The organism is Mitsuaria sp. BK041 (assembly GCF_014193085.1).
Lineage (GTDB): Bacteria > Pseudomonadota > Gammaproteobacteria > Burkholderiales > Burkholderiaceae_C > Roseateles.
In genome coordinates, this window is record NZ_JACHYT010000002.1 from 1564610 (window position 1) to 1579237 (window position 14628).

The 14628-nt window shown below is 69.6% G+C and carries 15 protein-coding genes; 10 read left to right on the forward strand and 5 right to left on the reverse strand.

Annotated elements, in window-relative coordinates; genetic code table 11:
* The first annotated feature begins 185 nt into the window (after positions 1–185).
* Positions 186–2408, forward strand: a complete 2223-nt coding sequence (locus tag FHT38_RS22815) for a M3 family metallopeptidase (protein WP_183493319.1) — start codon at positions 186–188, stop codon at positions 2406–2408.
* A gap of 245 nt (positions 2409–2653) precedes the next feature.
* Complete coding sequence (locus FHT38_RS25125; protein WP_186830522.1) at positions 2654–2836, forward strand: hypothetical protein; 183 nt, start codon at positions 2654–2656, stop codon at positions 2834–2836.
* Positions 2837–2842: 6 nt separating this feature from the next.
* On the opposite strand, the gene FHT38_RS22820 is transcribed toward FHT38_RS25125, so the two are convergent.
* Both FHT38_RS22820 and FHT38_RS22825 read right to left on the reverse strand, forming a co-directional pair.
* On the reverse strand, positions 2843–3445 hold the full coding sequence (locus tag FHT38_RS22820) for a DUF2242 domain-containing protein (protein ID WP_221213879.1): 603 nt from the start codon (positions 3443–3445) through the stop codon (positions 2843–2845).
* Positions 3446–3535: 90 nt separating this feature from the next.
* Positions 3536–3820, reverse strand: a complete 285-nt coding sequence (locus tag FHT38_RS22825; RefSeq protein ID WP_091729815.1) for a hypothetical protein — start codon at positions 3818–3820, stop codon at positions 3536–3538.
* Between the two features lie 245 nt (positions 3821–4065).
* On the opposite strand from FHT38_RS22825, the gene FHT38_RS22830 reads away from it, so the two are divergent.
* The 3 genes from FHT38_RS22830 (at position 4066) to FHT38_RS22840 (ending at position 5222) form a co-directional block, all read left to right on the forward strand.
* Positions 4066–4260 carry a hypothetical protein gene (locus FHT38_RS22830; RefSeq protein WP_091729820.1) on the forward strand — a complete coding sequence of 65 codons (195 nt, stop codon included), beginning with the start codon at positions 4066–4068 and terminating at the stop codon, positions 4258–4260.
* A 34-nt stretch (positions 4261–4294) separates the two neighbouring features.
* Positions 4295–4612, forward strand: a complete 318-nt coding sequence (locus FHT38_RS22835) for a BON domain-containing protein (RefSeq protein ID WP_091729824.1) — start codon at positions 4295–4297, stop codon at positions 4610–4612.
* Positions 4613–4790: 178 nt separating this feature from the next.
* The gene (locus tag FHT38_RS22840) at positions 4791–5222 is read left to right on the forward strand and encodes a response regulator transcription factor (protein WP_183493320.1); all 432 of its coding nucleotides are present in this window, start codon (positions 4791–4793) and stop codon (positions 5220–5222) included.
* Here FHT38_RS22840 and FHT38_RS22845 read toward each other — a convergent pair.
* A complete protein-coding gene (locus FHT38_RS22845; protein ID WP_091729829.1) occupies positions 5200–5832 on the reverse strand; it encodes a response regulator transcription factor in 633 nt (210 codons plus the stop codon). The genes FHT38_RS22840 and FHT38_RS22845 overlap by 23 nt on opposite strands.
* 47 nt (positions 5833–5879) lie before the next feature.
* On the opposite strand from FHT38_RS22845, the gene FHT38_RS22850 reads away from it, so the two are divergent.
* The 4 genes from FHT38_RS22850 to FHT38_RS22865 all read left to right on the forward strand — a co-directional run bounded on the left by FHT38_RS22850 (position 5880) and on the right by FHT38_RS22865 (position 12559).
* Entirely contained in the window at positions 5880–7334 is a 1455-nt protein-coding gene (locus tag FHT38_RS22850; protein ID WP_091729834.1) for a CHASE3 domain-containing protein, read from the forward strand.
* A 155-nt stretch (positions 7335–7489) separates the two neighbouring features.
* Positions 7490–7936: a BON domain-containing protein gene (locus FHT38_RS22855; RefSeq protein WP_183493321.1), complete on the forward strand. Its 447-nt coding sequence runs from the start codon at positions 7490–7492 to the stop codon at positions 7934–7936.
* Positions 7937–8171: 235 nt separating this feature from the next.
* Positions 8172–10319 carry an esterase-like activity of phytase family protein gene (locus FHT38_RS22860; RefSeq protein ID WP_183493322.1) on the forward strand — a complete coding sequence of 716 codons (2148 nt, stop codon included), beginning with the start codon at positions 8172–8174 and terminating at the stop codon, positions 10317–10319.
* Positions 10320–10435: 116 nt separating this feature from the next.
* A complete protein-coding gene (locus FHT38_RS22865) occupies positions 10436–12559 on the forward strand; it encodes a M13 family metallopeptidase (protein ID WP_183493323.1) in 2124 nt (707 codons plus the stop codon).
* Between the two features lie 52 nt (positions 12560–12611).
* On the opposite strand, the gene FHT38_RS22870 is transcribed toward FHT38_RS22865, so the two are convergent.
* On the reverse strand, positions 12612–12962 hold the full coding sequence (locus FHT38_RS22870; protein ID WP_310735233.1) for an H-NS histone family protein: 351 nt from the start codon (positions 12960–12962) through the stop codon (positions 12612–12614).
* A gap of 332 nt (positions 12963–13294) precedes the next feature.
* Here FHT38_RS22870 and FHT38_RS22875 point away from each other — a divergent pair, with 332 nt between their 5' ends.
* Positions 13295–14041 carry a GntR family transcriptional regulator gene (locus FHT38_RS22875; protein WP_183493324.1) on the forward strand — a complete coding sequence of 249 codons (747 nt, stop codon included), beginning with the start codon at positions 13295–13297 and terminating at the stop codon, positions 14039–14041.
* Between the two features lie 71 nt (positions 14042–14112).
* Here the strand turns inward: FHT38_RS22875 and FHT38_RS22880 are convergent, their stop codons facing one another.
* Positions 14113–14580: an Lrp/AsnC family transcriptional regulator gene (locus tag FHT38_RS22880; protein ID WP_221211160.1), complete on the reverse strand. Its 468-nt coding sequence runs from the start codon at positions 14578–14580 to the stop codon at positions 14113–14115.
* Positions 14581–14628: the final 48 nt, after the last annotated feature.

Genomic DNA, 14628 nt, shown 5'->3' on the forward strand with positions numbered 1-14628 from the left:
GGAGCCGACATGCTAATCGCCAACGCCGTCGTGACGTCTTGCCGCGGAAGGCCTCAGGGTTGTCCCGGGGCAGGGTTCGCCACGGGGGCGGACGACGCCCATGCCCTTCGTTCCCGGCGGGGTCATCGGCTAAGGTGGCGGCCTCGCACAACACGAATGCCTGTGACCCACGCGGGCCGTCTCCCATGAGGATTCCCTTCGTCCTGGCCGCCACCGTGGCCCTCGCCGCGCCCGTCCTGGCGCAGACCGTCACGCCCGCCGCGGCCCCGGCCTCCGCCGTGGCGTCGGCCGCCACCGGCGCGCCGTCCGCCAACCTGCTGCTGGCGCCGAGTCCGCTGCCGCTGCAGTACCCGCCGTTCGACCGCATTCCCGATGCCGACATCGGCCCCGCGCTCGACCAGGGCATGGCGGAGCAACTGGCCGAGGTGGCCGCGATCGCCGACAACCCGGCCGCGCCGACCTTCGACAACACCATCGTGGCGCTCGAACGCGGCGGCCGCACGCTGGGCCGCGCGACCACGTTGCTGATGAGCCTCACCGGCGCCGACGCCAACCCCGCGCGGCTGAAGCTGCAGGCCGACTACGCCACCCGCCTGGCCGCGCACCGCGACGCGATCCAGCTCAACCCCAGGCTCTTCGCCCGCATCGAGGCGCTGTACCAGCGCCGCGCCGCGCTGGGCATGGGCGCGCAGGAGCAGCGCCTGATCGAACGCCAGTACCAGCAGTTCCTGCGCGCCGGCGCGAAGCTGGACGAGGACGGCAAGGCCCGCATGAAGGCGATCAACGCCGAGATGGCGCAGCTGGGGGCGCGCTTCAACCAGAACGTCCTGGCGGAAGTGAACGACTCGGCGGTCGTCGTCGACAGCCTGGAGGAACTCAAGGGGCTGGACGAGGAGCAGATCTCCGCCGCCGCGGCGGCCGCCAAGGCCCGCGGCCTGGACGGCAAGTACCTGATTGCGCTGCTGAACACGACCGGCCAGCCGGTGCTGGCGCAGCTGGAGAACCGCGCGCTGCGCCAGCGGGTGTACGAGGCCTCGGTGGCGCGCGGCTCGCGCGGCAATGCCTTCGACAACACCGCGCTGGTCTCACGCGTGGTCACGTTGCGGGCCGAGCGGGCGCGGCTGCTGGGCTTCGCCACGCATGCCGACTTCGTGCTGAAGGACGAGACGGCCAAGACCCAGCAGGCCGTCAACGGCATGCTGCGCCAGCTGGCGCCGTCGGCGGTCGGTGCGGCCCGGCGCGAGGGCGCCGAGCTGCAGGCCGTGATCGATCGCGAGCAGGCCGCGCGCCATCAGCCCTCGTTCAAGCTGGCCGCCTGGGACTGGAGCTTCTACAGCGAGAAGCTGCGGGCCGAGAAGTACGGCTTCGACGAGTCGCAGCTCAAGCCCTACCTCGAGATGAGGAACGTGCTGGAGAACGGCGTGTTCTACGCGGCGGGGCAGCTCTACGGCCTCAAGTTCAAGGAACGCCGCGACCTGCCGGTCTACCACCCCGACGTGCTGGTCTACGACGTGTTCAACGCGGACGGCTCGCAGCTGGCGATCTTCCTGGCCGACCTGTACGCGCGGCCCTCCAAGCGTGGCGGCGCCTGGATGAATGCCTATGTCGACCAGAGCGGGCTGATGAACCAGAAGCCGGTGGTGGCGAATCACCTCAACATCCCGAAGCCGGCCGACGGCAAGCCCACGCTGCTGACCTGGGACGAGGTGACGACGCTGTTCCACGAGTTCGGGCATGCGCTGCACGGCATGTTCTCCAACGTGAAGTACCCGAGCATGGCCGGCACCAAGGTGCCGCGCGACTTCGTCGAGTACCCGTCGCAGGTCAACGAGATGTGGGCGGACTGGCCGAGCGTGCTGGCGAACTACGCGAAGCACTACAAGACCGGCGAGCCGATGCCGCGCGCGTTGCTGGACAAGGTGCTGGCGGCCAAGCAGTTCAACCAGGGTTTCGCCTCGACCGAGTACCTGAGCGCCGCGAGCCTGGACCAGCGCTGGCACCAGCTGCCGCTGGACCGGATCCCGGCGGCCGACGGCGTGATGGCCTTCGAGGCCCAGGCGCTGCGCGAGGAGGGCTACGACTATGACGCGGTGCCGCCGCGCTACCGCACGCCCTACTTCAGCCACATCATGGGCGGCTACGCGGCCGGTTATTACGCCTACGTGTGGTCGGAGGTGCTGGACGCCAACACGGTGCAGTGGTTCAAGGCCAATGGCGGCCTCAAGCGCGAGCTGGGCGACACCTTCCGCGCCAAGCTGCTGTCGCAGGGCGGCAGCCAGGACGCGCTGACGCTGTTCCGCGGCGTCGTCGGGCACGAGCCGCAGATCCAGCCGCTGCTGGAGCGCCGCGGGCTGGTCCTTGAGAAGACCCGCACCGCGGTAAAGCCGCACGGGACGACGGCGGAGTGACGACGATGCGACCCACCCCTCGGTGGGTCGTTGCTTGTGCTAGGTCAAAGGGGGCGCTCATCGAGGCGCCCTCTTTCGTTTTTGGGAGGCACCGGCGGCACCAGACTTTCCGCCTCGTTGTCGAGGTGGAGCAGTGCGGATGGATGAGATCACGAGGAAGTGGTTTGACGTGGCGAGCGTGCAAGTGCGCCGTGCGCCGGAATTGCACGGCTGGTATGCGGATGAAGAATTGGTGCGGTGACCCTATGAACCCTTGGGAAATTGCCGCGCGATTCTGTCGTCCGATGTCGACCGAGGAAGCTGTCAGGCTGACTCGGGAACGGTACGGTGCCGGTGGGTTTCCAGACATCGATCCATTGATCGAGGCTGAAATTCAAGAACTGGCAGAAAAGATTCAGCGCGAGGATCCGACGCTGAAGGCGAAGTAGCCCAGATCACCCGCCGGTCTTGTCCTCGACCGGCGATTCCGCTGCCCCCTGGTCCTTCAACAGGCGCTGCATCAGCGCGAAGAAGCGGTCGTAGAACTGTCCGGCCGGGATGGTCTCGGACGCGACCTTGACCAGTGATTCCGAGGTCGACGACAGCGGCACCGAGATCGAGCCGATCGCGCTCACGCCGAGGCTCGTGGAATTGGCGCTGCGCTTGACGTTGTAGCGGTCCTGCAGCGCGGACACGTAGGCGGTGGCCAGCTTGCCGCTGCCGCCCTCGGGCACGCAGACGATGGTGAAGCTGATCTCCACGTGCACCTCGCCCTCGGGCTGGAAGCGCTTCGTGCCGGCGATCGAGTCCGGCGTCGCGGTGTTGATCACGTAGCCCTGGCTCAGCAGCGCGCGCCGCGCGGCCTCGCAGGTGTCGTTGACGCTGGCGTCGAACAGGCGCGAGAAGGTCTCGTCCGCCGCGAAGCGCTCGTTCTGGTAGACGGAGTTCTTGCGCGCGGCGCTGCCCGGCCCGAAGGCGCCGCAGCCGGCCAGCAGCGCGGCCGCCAGGGCCGCCATGGCCCAGGGGCGAAGGGAATCGGAAGTGAGGCGTCGGATCATCGTCGTCGGGCCGTGATCGGCCAGCGGCGGATTATCCGTGTCCGGGCTGACGACGCCCCGTCGTCATCGCACTGCTGTGCGGCTGCGGGCTCAGTGGGCCAGCTGCGAGGTCAGCAGCGTCTCCCATTCGCCGTCGATGCAGACCTGCAGGCGGCGCGCGCTGCCGGGGCAGCGGTGCCAGTGCTCGCTGGCCGCGGACATCAGCGCCGGCCATAGCGGGCGGTCGCCGTCGCAGCGGCTGCGCGGGATCACCAGGGCCAGTTCGCGTTGCGTCTCGTGGCCGTCGGCTTCAATGAAGTCCAGCCGCGCCCGCACGACCACCGTCAGCGGGGTCGACAACAGCAGTTCGGCATTCACAATTTCCAGCGTTTCCATGGCCGCGATCGTAGGCAGGGCGCATGCCCGTGGGTGTCGGGGTCGCCCGCGACGCCCTGTAGGACATTGCCTCATCCCGCAGGCGGTGATCGCCCTCGCCGCCTTTGACCCGAACCGCGGGCGCGCCATTCGCCGGCGATCTCCGCTTGTCCTACACAACAACGCGCATGCGGACGACAGGGCCGGCTGTTCGGCATACGTAGAGTCAGTTCCAGCGCACCGCGGGGTGCACAAGGAGCCGACAGATGGGTATCGCCGACCACCATTCCCTCGCCCTGCATGTTCATGAGATCGCCTGCCAGGTCCAGTGGACCGCCGTCGGCGACCACGAACCGGTCCTGGGACTGGAAGCGGCCCTGCCCTACCTGATGGACCACGCCCCCGCGACGTTCGCCGAGCCGGCCCCTGCCGTCGTGTCGACAGACCGCCACGCCGCGTGAGTCCGAGCCCTGTCATCAATCCAAGGAGATCAACATGATGATTCGAGCCACCGTTCTCGCCCTGGCCACCGCTGTGGGCGCCATCACGATGCTGCCGGGCTGCGCCGTCACCCGCGGCCAATCCTCGGTCGGCGAATACGTCGACGATGCCGCCGTCACCACCGCGGTGAAGTCCAAGTTCGTCGAGGCCAAGACCGTCGACGCCAGCTCCATCCACGTCGAGACGCTGCAGGGCGAGGTGATGCTGTCGGGCTTCGCCAAGAGCGCCACCGAGAAGGCCGATGCCGAGCGCCTGGCCCGTGAGGTCAAGGGCGTGAAGCGCGTCAAGAACGAGATCGCCATCCGCAACTGATCGGGTGACCGATCGGGCCGCGGAGGCCCAGCCTGACGCGCTGACGCGCGACCGACACGCGCCCGGTGGCGGCCTGACCGACCGCCCCGGGCGCTGTGCGCGAACGGACGGTGTGCCTCCGCATCCCGTCCGTTCGCGCGCACCCGCTTGTGGTTCCGAGAAGTACACGAGTCCCGCCATGGAGTCCCAGCCCGCCAGCGCCGCCCTCACCTGCTTCCTCGTCGAGGACAACGCCGTCATCCGGGAGAACCTGGTGGCGACGCTCGAGGAGATGGTGGACTTGCGCGTGCTCGGTCACGCGGAGGACGAGCGCGGCGCGCTGGACTGGTTGTCGGAAACCCATCCCGGCTGCGACCTGCTGATCATCGACATCTTCCTGGCCCAGGGCACCGGGCTGAACGTGCTGCGCGCCGCCGGCGAGCGGATGCCGCAGGCGCGCCGCGTGGTGCTGAGCAACTACGCGACGCCGGACATGCGCCAGCGCTGCTTCGCGCTGGGCGCCGACAAGGTGTTCGACAAGTCAGCCGAGCTCGAGGACCTGCTCGCCTACTGCGGCGGCCTGGCCGATGCGGCCCATCGCGATGCGGCTACTCGATCAGCCCGTTCTTGAGGGCGTAATACGTCAGCTCGCTGTTGGTGTTCAGCGCGAGCTTCTCCAGCACGCGCGAGCGGTAGGTCGAGACCGTCTTCACGCTCAGCGACATGCCGTCGGCGATATGGCCGACGGTCTCGCCGCGGGCCAGGCGCAGGAAGACCTGCAGTTCGCGCTCGGACAGGGACTCGTGGGGCGCCTGGTCGGCCGGCGCGCCCAGGCCCTCGGCCAGCAGCTCGGCCACCGCGGGCGTGATGTACTTGCGACCGCGGAACACGGTGCGGATCGCGGTGGCGATCTCCTCGGGGTCGCATTCCTTGTTCAGGTAGCCGCTGGCGCCCTGGCGCAGCAGCGTGGTCGCGTAGTGGGTCTCGGGGAAGCCGCTGAGGATCAGCACCGGCAGCTCGGGCTTGCGGGCCTTGATGGCGGCCAGGGTCTCGACGCCGCTCTGGTCGGGCAGCGAGAGGTCCATCAGCATCACGTCGACTTCGCCGGCGCGGGCCAGGTCCAGGGCCTCGCGGCCGGAACTGGCTTCGCCGGTGACGCGCAGGTCGACCTGCTCGGAGAGGAATTGCCGCAGCCCGGCGCGGACAATCGCGTGGTCGTCGACGATGGCGATTCGGATCATGGTGAGGCGATGGTCAAGCGAGCGAAATCGCTCGGGGAGTGTAGAGGATGAGCCTGAAGGACACCGTCACGAACCTGGGTCGCAAGACCTGGGCGATGCCGCTGGGCGTGTTCGTGGCCCTGTTGATGATCCTGATCAGCGAGTTGGCCTACTTCGGCGCCGTGTCGCAGATGGACCGTCTGGACACGCTGGGCCGGGCCCGGATGGAACTGCTCCGGCTGATGGCCCGCGTGACCGACGCCGAGTCAGGGCAACGGGGATACCTGATCACCCGCCGGCCGGAATACCTGGACCCCTACCGCTTCGCCGCGGAAGACGCCTCGCAGGGGCTCAGCGCGCTGCAGCGGATGTACGCGCAGGTCGGCGCCGAGGATGCCGAGCGCCGCAGCAAGGAGATCGCCAGCGCCGTCGGCGCCAAGCTCAGCGAGCTGCAGGAGGTGCTCAAGCTCTATGAGAGCGGGCGCGAGGCGGCCGGCCGGGAGCTCATGATGACCGACATCGGCCGCGACCAGATGGAGCAGATCCGCCGTCGCTCGGCCGAGCTGCTGGCCGACGAGAACCGCCGCATCGCGCTGGGCACCGGCCAGGTCTACGACACGTTGATGCTCAGCCGCATCGGCGTGGCCGGCATGACGCTGCTGAGCCTGATCGTGTTCGTGCTGTTCGTGCGCAAGAGCCGCGCGCTCGACGACCAGCGCGCCGAGCAGGCGCAGGAAGTGCGCGCCGAGCGCGACCGGCTGGAGGTCGAGGTGGCGCGCCGCACCGCCGAGCTCACCCAGCTGGCCCGCCACCTGCAGACCGCGCGCGAGGACGAGCGCGCCCGCCTCGCCCGCGACCTGCATGACGAGCTCGGCGCGCTGCTGACCGCGGCCAAGCTCGACGTCGCGCGGCTGCGGCCCAAGCTGCAGGCCGGGGCGCCCGACCTGATGCAGCGGCTCAACCACCTGACGGAGACGCTCAACAGCGGCATCGCGCTCAAGCGCCGCATCATCGAGGACCTGCGGCCGTCGACGCTGGACCAGCTCGGCCTGGTGCCGGCGCTCGAGATCCTGTGCCGCGAGACCTCCGAGCGGCTCGGCGTGCCGATCCGCATGAGCCTGGATCCCGCGGTCGAGCTGCCGCCCAGCGCGCAGTTGACGGCCTTCCGGCTGGTGCAGGAGGCGCTGACCAATACCGCCAAGTACGCCCGGGCCACCGAGGTCGAGGTGACGCTCAAGCGCGAATACGCGCAGGCCATGGTCGTGGTCGCCGACAACGGCCAGGGCTTCGAGCCGGACCGGCTCACGCTGGGCTCGCACGGGCTGCTGGGCATGCGTTTCCGCGTCGAGGCCGAGCGCGGCCAGCTGCGCCTGCGCAGCGCGCCGGGGCAGGGCACCGAGGTCTGCGCCTGGTTGCCGCTCAAACGCGATGAGCCGGAGATTCCGCGCATCGACTTTCCGATTCCCGGGATGGCGGGGATGCCCGGGGAAGGTGGCGCCTCGTCTGCGGGTGGCGGGCTGTAGGCGGGCTCCTACGAGCGCCCGGGACGCTCGGCGACCACCGCTTCCGGTCGCCGCCGACCCGGTGGCGCCGGGCGCCTGCCTAGAGTGAGGGCATGGATCCGCGGCCTTCCGCGGAATTTCCGCGACACCGCGATATCCCCGAAAGGAGCCTCGCCATGAAGCACTCTTCCCGCCCCAGCCAACTCGCCCTGCTGCTGCCCGCCGTGGTGGCCGCCGTCGCCCTGACCGCCTGCGGTCGTGAGGACGACGGTCGCACCGCCGGCCAGCGCCTGGACGACGGCATCTCCAAGATGGAGCAGAAGTCCGAGGAAGCGAAGCAGGACACCCGCCAGGCCATGGACAACATGGGCAACAAGATGGACCGGACCGTCGACAAGGTCGGCGCCGCCGTCGACGACGCCCAGATCACGACGTCCATCAAGACCGCGCTGGCGGGCGACCCCAAGCTCAGCGCGCTCGATGTGAAGGTCGAGACCGAGAAGGGCCACGTGACCCTGGACGGCACCGCGCCCGACCTGGCCGCGCGTGACCGCGCCGGCTCGATGGCCCTGGCCGCCAAGGGCGTCCAGTCGGTCAACAACCGCATCAAGGTCAACGGCTGATCTCCTCCTCTGCAGCCGTCTGACCGGGGCCCCGGCCCGCGTCGCCCGACGCGGTGCCGGGGCTTTCTGCTGTCGGCCTTCGCCCGGGGTATTCCCGGTTTCCTGTCGTATTCGTGACGATTCGTTAACGCGCTTCACGGGGCTGTCATCCGCGCTGCCTAGCGTGCCGCCCTGTCGCCACCCGGCCCGTCGAGGGAGACCGGGCCGCGGCGTCCTCGAGCCACGAAAGATCGACATGAAGAAGACGACCGTCCGTTCCGTTCCCCGCCTGCGCCGTCCGAGCCGGCTGGGCCGGACCCTGATGAGCCTGGCCGCGATCGCGGCGCTGAGCGCCTGCAACACCAAGGACAACGACGGCTACGACATCCCGGCCGTCGTCCAGCCGACGCAGGGCCGGCTCGTCGATGCGCCGGTGGAGGGCGTCAGCTACCAGGCCATGCCGTCGGCGATCTCCGGCAAGACCGGCGCGAACGGCGTCTTCACCTGCAAGGCGGGCGACACGGTGAGCTTCAGCGTCGGCGGCGTCGTCGTGGGCAGCGCCGCCTGCGCGGCGACCGTCGCCGCGGCGGACCTCGCCGGCACCAGCACGCTGGGCGACGTCAAGCTGCAGAACCGCCTCGTCTTCCTGCAGGCGCTGGACGAGGACGACGATCCCACCAACGGCATCCGCATCACGGCCGCGGTGCACGACGCGCTGACCCAGGCGCTGGACTTCAACCTGGCCGCGGCCGACTTCGACAAGGCCTTCGCCGCGCTGCTGCCGGCCGGGCAGAACGACGTCTACGGCCAGCCCTACGCCGGCCGCGCGATGAGCGCCAGCCGCCGCGCCGCCGCGATCGACCACTACGAATCGACGATGGCCACGCTGCTCGGCAAGACCGAGACCAGCAGCGCCACGCAGGACAGCGCCGGCGGCGCCGTCGCGATCACCAAGTTCCAGATCCGCGCCGCCGACAACCAGTACGTGCCCTACGAGGGCAGCAACGCCGACGCGAAGAAGGACTTCCCCAAGGGCTTCTATCCGGCGGTCGGCTCGGGCCTGGCCTACAAGGGCAGGAACGCCGACGGCGCGCTGGAGTTCTGGGGCATCACCGACCGCGGCCCCAACGGCGACAGCCCGAGCGCGCCGCGCCCGGACACCGGCGCGGCCGTGACGACCAAGATGTTCCCCGCGCCAAGCTTCGCGCCGTCGATCGGCGTGATCACGCTGGGCAAGGACGGCGCGGTCATCACCAGCCTGAATCCGCTCAAGAACCCCGACGGCTCGAAGGTCACCGGCCGCCCGCTGCCCTTCGGCGCCGTCGGCAACAGCGCCGAGGTGCCGCTGGCCGACACCCTGAAGTTCGACCAGACCAAGGGCAACTTCGACGCGAACGGCCTGGACAGCGAGACGCTGGTCCACGACGCTGCCAACAAGGTGTTCTGGACTTCGGACGAGTACGGCCCCTTCATCGTGAAGATCGACGCGGCCAGCTTCCAGGTCGTCAAGCGCTACGCGCCCGGCACGACCGCCGGCAGCCTGCCCGAGGTGCTGAAGCATCGCCGCCCCAACCGTGGCATGGAAGGCCTGACGATGGACGCGGCCACCGGCCGGCTGCATGGCTTCCTGCAGAGCCCGATCGATCCGGTGGACGCCGCCGGCAAGAGCCTCGAGGTCGTCGACAGTGCCGACCTGGACCAGGACGGCAAGACCACCGACAAGGTCAAGGTGCGCGACTTCGCCCAGTTCGCGCGCTGGATCGAGTTCGATCCCAAGACCGAGACCTCGCGGCTCTACGCCTATCCGCTCAGCTACCCGCTCGCCGCCAAGGGCGAGAAGTGGGACCGCAACCGCACCGGCAGCGCCAAGCTCGGCGACCTGGTCTCGCTGGGCAACGGCAGGTTCATCGTCATCGAGCAGGGCGCCGACTCGACCGGCGCGGTGCGCAACTTCCTGATGCTGGTGGAGCTGCCGGCCGCGGCGACCGACATCGCCGCCATCGGGACCGAGCTCGAGCGCAACAGCATCGATGGCGTGACCGCCTCGGCGGTGACCTGGGCCCAGGTCGTGAAGCTGAAGAAGACGGTGCTGCTGGACCTGAACGCCGCCGGCTGGAAGGCCGAGAAGGCCGAGGGCCTGGCGGTCGTCGACGGCAACACGCTGGCGCTGATCAACGACAACGACTTCGGCCTGAAGTCGACGCTGGTGGACGCCAAGGGCAAGCTGCTGGCCGGCGATCCGACCGAGTGCACCGTCGACGCCAACGGCGTGATCGTCCAGGACGGCAGCTGCGCGGCCGGCGCGGTCACCGCGCGCGTGACCCGCGGCAACGAGGTCGACCGCCTCACCCACCTGTGGCTGTTCAAGTTCCCGAAGGCGCTGAGCAGCTACGTGGCGCCCTGACCGGCCGGCGGCCCGGTCACTCGCGGTCGGGTCTACCCGAGGTGTCCTCCGGCACCTCGGCGGCCGCGGGACGCTGACGGAGAATGCCCGCCAGCAAGAACTCCAGGCTGTCGCGCATGACCCGTCACCCCCTCGCCCGCACCACGGCGGCCGCGCTTGTCGCGGCCGTTTCCCTTGGCGCCGCCCCCTTCGCCCAGGCCGCGACGCCCGCGCCCGGCGCGGCCGCATCCGCACCCGCCACCGCGCCCGAAGCGCCGCTCGACCAGCTGCCCTACACGCCGAGCCTGGACACCGCGGCGATGGATCGCAACGCCGATCCCTGCGACGACCTCTACCAGTACGCCTGCGGCGGCTGGATGGCGGCCAACCCGATCCCGCCGGACCAGGCGCGCTGGTCGGTCTACGCCAAGATGGCCAACGAGAACCAGCGCTACCTCTGGGGCATCCTGGACAAGCTCTCGGCCGCCGATCCGGCGCGCAGCGCCAACCAGGCGCGCATGGGCGACTACTTCGCCGCCTGCATGGACGAAGCGGCGGCCGAGCGCCACGCGCTGGCGCCGCTGCGGCCGCTGCTGTCGCGCATCGACGCGCTGAAGGACCGCCGCGATCTGCCGGCGCTGCTGGCCGCGCTGCACCTGGCGACCAACAACGAGCGCGTGCTGTTCCACTTCAGCTCGGGCCAGGACATGGCCGACTCGGCGCGCGTCATCGCCTTCGCCTACGCCGGTGGGCTGAGCCTCCCGGACCGCGAGTACTACTTCAAGGCCGACGAGAAATCCCGCACCCTGCGGGACCAGTTCATCGCGCATGTCGCGCGCAGCTTCGAGCTGCTCGGCGATGCGCCGGAGGCGGCGCGCACGCAGGCCAGGCAGGTGATGGCCCTGGAGACCGCGCTGGCGCGCGCCTCGCTGAGCCGCGTCGACAAGCGCGATCCCTACAAGGGCTTCCACCCGATGAAGGCGGCCGGGCTGCAGGCGCTCACGCCCGGCTTCGACTGGGCGGCCTACCAGCGCGCGCTGGGCCTGGACCCGCAGGCGGCCTACAACGTGACCGAGCCGGCCTTCTTCAAGGCCATGGCCAGGGAACTGCGCCAGCGCGACCTGGCGCAGTGGCGCCATTACCTGCGCTGGCAGCTGGTCAGCAGCCAGGCGCCGACGCTCTCCGGCGCCGCGGTGCAGGCCAACTTCGAGTTCTTCGGCCAGACGCTGCAGGGCGTGCCGCAGAACAAGGCGCGCTGGAAGCGCTGCGTCGAGCTGGTCGACGCGCAGCTCGGCGAGGCGCTGGGCCAGGAGTTCGTCGCCCGCAACTTCAGTCCCGACCTGAAGGACAAGACGCTGACGATGACGAAGCAGATCGAGGACGCGATGGCCGCGCGCATCCGGTCGCTGAGCTGGATGAGCGAGACCACGAAGCAGCGCGCCCAGGAGAAGCTGCATGCGATCGTCAACAAGGTCGGTTATCCGGACCGCTGGCGCGATTACGGCGCGCTGAGCGTCGCGCGCGACGATTTCGCCGGCAATGTGATGCGGGGCAATGCCTTCGAGCTCAAGCGCCAGCTGGCCAAGATCGGCAAGCCGCTGGACCGCGGCGAATGGGGCATGACGCCGCAGACAGTCAACGCGTATTACGACGCGCAGATGAACGACATCAACTTCCCGGCCGGCGTGCTGCAGCCGCCGCTGTTCGATCCCAAGTTGGATGACGCGCCGAATTACGGCAACACCGGCGGGACGATCGGCCATGAGCTGACCCACGGCTTCGACGACGAGGGCCGGCAGTTCGATGCCAAGGGCAACCTGCGCGACTGGTGGACGAAGAAGGACGGCAAGGCCTTCGAGCAGCGCGCCGCCTGCGTGACGAAGCAGTACGCGCAGTACGTGGTCGTCGACGACATCCGCATCAACAGCAAGCTGACGCTGGGCGAGGACCTGGCCGATCTGGGCGGCCTGGTGCTGGCGCATGCGGCCTGGAAGGCGCAGATCGCGGACATGTCGCCGCCGCCGGCGGACCGCGACGGCCTGACGCCGGAGCAGCGCTTCTTCGTCGGCTTCGCGCAGTGGGACTGCAGCCACGCGCGGCCGGAGTACGCGCGCGTGCATGCGCTGACCGACCCGCATTCGCCGGGGCGCTACCGGATCAACGGGGTCGCGGTGAACATGCCGGAGTTCGAGCGGGCCTTCCACTGCAAGCCGGGCCAGAAGATGGTCAAGCCCGACGCCGAGCGCTGCCGCATCTGGTGACGGGCCCGGCGGGCCTCGCGGCGCGAGGGTCCGCCGACCCGGGCCGCCGACGTCAACCGATCAGCAGGTCCTCGGCCGTCTTGCCGGCCGCCAGCGCTTCCTTGAACCAGGTGGGACGCTTGCCGACGCCGGTCCAGGTGCGACCGGCGCCATCGTGGTATTTCGGCGTGCCGGCGCCGCGCGGCGCCTTGCGCTTGGCGGTGGTGGCCGCGCGGGCCGGTTTCGCGGCGGCCTTGCGGCCGGCGCGCGGACGCTGCAGGGTCGCGCCGAACAATTCCTCGGGGGTCAGGCCGTAGTGATCGATGGCCTCGCGGATCCGCGCGACCACGCCGGAGATTTCCTTCGCGCGCAGCGCCTCGGCTTCTTTCTGAAGTTTCTCGATCTGACTCAGGACTTGTTTCAAGGATTTCGCCATTCGGCTGACTCCATTCGGGGTGAATTGACCTGGGCATCTGCCTCTGTGTCGCTGACCTCCCGGGCGCGACTGTAGCGCCCTGCGCGCGAGCGATGCGGAAACGACACAGCCTGTCCCATTGACACGGGGTGATTCGACTGATTCCAGTAGGGCGCCAGGCGACATACATGTCGATTGCGCAGTCCATGCCGGCGCGAGACATCGGTTCATTGCGCTTCGGCAAGAACGCGGGCGGCGACGCGTTTCGCCGGGAATGGACAGGGAGCGCGCTCCTTAGAGTGAATCGTTCATTCACCGCAATTGCTGGACGGAGTGCCGCGATGGTTCGATCCACACACCCGATCAATGCGCCGACCTACCTGCGCCTGCGCGACCAGATCCGCGCCGACATCGAGGACGGCTGCTGGCGCCTGGGCCAGCACCTGACGCTGCACGAGCTGAGCGCGCATTACCAGGTCAGCAACGTGCCGGTGCGGGAGGCGCTGCTGCAGTTGCAGGGGGACGGCATGGTGGACATGCGGATGAACAAGGGCGCGGTGGTGCGAGCGGTGGACGCGCGCTTCATCGAGGAGTATTTCGACGTGCGCGAAGCGCTGCACACGATGCTGCTGGCCCAGGCCTGCGGTCGGCCCGAGGCCCGCGAGGCGGCGCACGGGCCGCAGGTCGAGGCGCTCGTGCGGGCGGTGGAGGAGGCCGCCCGAGATGGCCGTGCGCGGGAGCTGCTGGCGGCCGACGAGACGCTGCACGAGGAACTCGCGCGCTGGGGCGGCAATGCGCAGGCGCTGGGGATGCAGGCCTCGCGCGGGCGGCTGCTGGAGGCGGTCCGGCGCTCGCGCATGGCCTTGTGGGCGTCGGAGCTGGACGTGCTGGCTGTCCAGGACCGGGCGATGGTCGAGGCGATCCGGCAGGCCGACCCGGTCACCGCGGGCGAGGCGATGCGCCGCCATGTCGCGGCCGCGCGGACCTACATGCTGCGCCTGCTGCGGCTGCCCGAGCTGCCGGCGCGTGTCGAGGGCGCGTCGTTCGCGCCGGGTTCGACCTCGAGCGAGGCGCCGGACGCCGACTGAGCGGCCTCGACGGAGGTCGCGCCGACCGCGGCAGCCCACCATTCGGCGCGGTACCGTTCGCGGGGCGCCGTTCACAGGGGTAGGGAGCTCGCCTTCAGGCAGCGCAGCACGAAGCTGGACTTGCTGTGGCGCACGCCGGGGATCTTGTAGAGCTTCTCGCGCAGCAGGCGTTCGTAGTCGCGGGTGTCGCGCACGGACAGGCGCAGCACGTAGTCGTAATCGCCGGAGACCAGGTAGGCATCGATGACCTCGGGGATGGCCTCGAGGTGGCGGGCGAATTCCGCCATCGCCGCGTCGGTGTGCTTGTTCAGGGTGAGCTGCACGATCAGCTGCTCGGGCCGCCCGATCTTCTCGGCGTTCACCTTGACGGTGTAGCCCTCGATCACGCCGGATTCCTCCAGCCGCTTGATGCGCGTCCAGCAGGGCGAGGTGGTCAGGCCGACCTCCTCGCTGACCTCCTGCAGGCTGGCGCGCGCGTTGCGCTGCAGCGCACGCAGGATGGCGCGGTCGAACTTGTCGAGCTTGATTTGCTGATCCATCGCGCTTCAAAAGGAAGATTTGCTGTGCGGTGGATTCTATGAGGCAAG

Coding starts and splice junctions, on each gene's coding strand:
- FHT38_RS22830 (WP_091729820.1), top strand. CDS start 4,066: ATGGGTATCGCCGACCACCATTCCCTCGCCCTGCATGTTCATGAGATC.
- FHT38_RS22845 (WP_091729829.1), bottom strand. CDS start 5,832: ATGATCCGAATCGCCATCGTCGACGACCACGCGATTGTCCGCGCCGGG.
- FHT38_RS22875 (WP_183493324.1), top strand. CDS start 13,295: ATGGTTCGATCCACACACCCGATCAATGCGCCGACCTACCTGCGCCTG.
- FHT38_RS22815 (WP_183493319.1), top strand. CDS start 186: ATGAGGATTCCCTTCGTCCTGGCCGCCACCGTGGCCCTCGCCGCGCCC.
- FHT38_RS22825 (WP_091729815.1), bottom strand. CDS start 3,820: ATGGAAACGCTGGAAATTGTGAATGCCGAACTGCTGTTGTCGACCCCG.
- FHT38_RS25125 (WP_186830522.1), top strand. CDS start 2,654: ATGAACCCTTGGGAAATTGCCGCGCGATTCTGTCGTCCGATGTCGACC.
- FHT38_RS22880 (WP_221211160.1), bottom strand. CDS start 14,580: ATGGATCAGCAAATCAAGCTCGACAAGTTCGACCGCGCCATCCTGCGT.
- FHT38_RS22855 (WP_183493321.1), top strand. CDS start 7,490: ATGAAGCACTCTTCCCGCCCCAGCCAACTCGCCCTGCTGCTGCCCGCC.
- FHT38_RS22820 (WP_221213879.1), bottom strand. CDS start 3,445: ATGATCCGACGCCTCACTTCCGATTCCCTTCGCCCCTGGGCCATGGCG.
- FHT38_RS22850 (WP_091729834.1), top strand. CDS start 5,880: ATGAGCCTGAAGGACACCGTCACGAACCTGGGTCGCAAGACCTGGGCG.
- FHT38_RS22865 (WP_183493323.1), top strand. CDS start 10,436: ATGACCCGTCACCCCCTCGCCCGCACCACGGCGGCCGCGCTTGTCGCG.
- FHT38_RS22835 (WP_091729824.1), top strand. CDS start 4,295: ATGATGATTCGAGCCACCGTTCTCGCCCTGGCCACCGCTGTGGGCGCC.
- FHT38_RS22840 (WP_183493320.1), top strand. CDS start 4,791: ATGGAGTCCCAGCCCGCCAGCGCCGCCCTCACCTGCTTCCTCGTCGAG.
- FHT38_RS22860 (WP_183493322.1), top strand. CDS start 8,172: ATGAAGAAGACGACCGTCCGTTCCGTTCCCCGCCTGCGCCGTCCGAGC.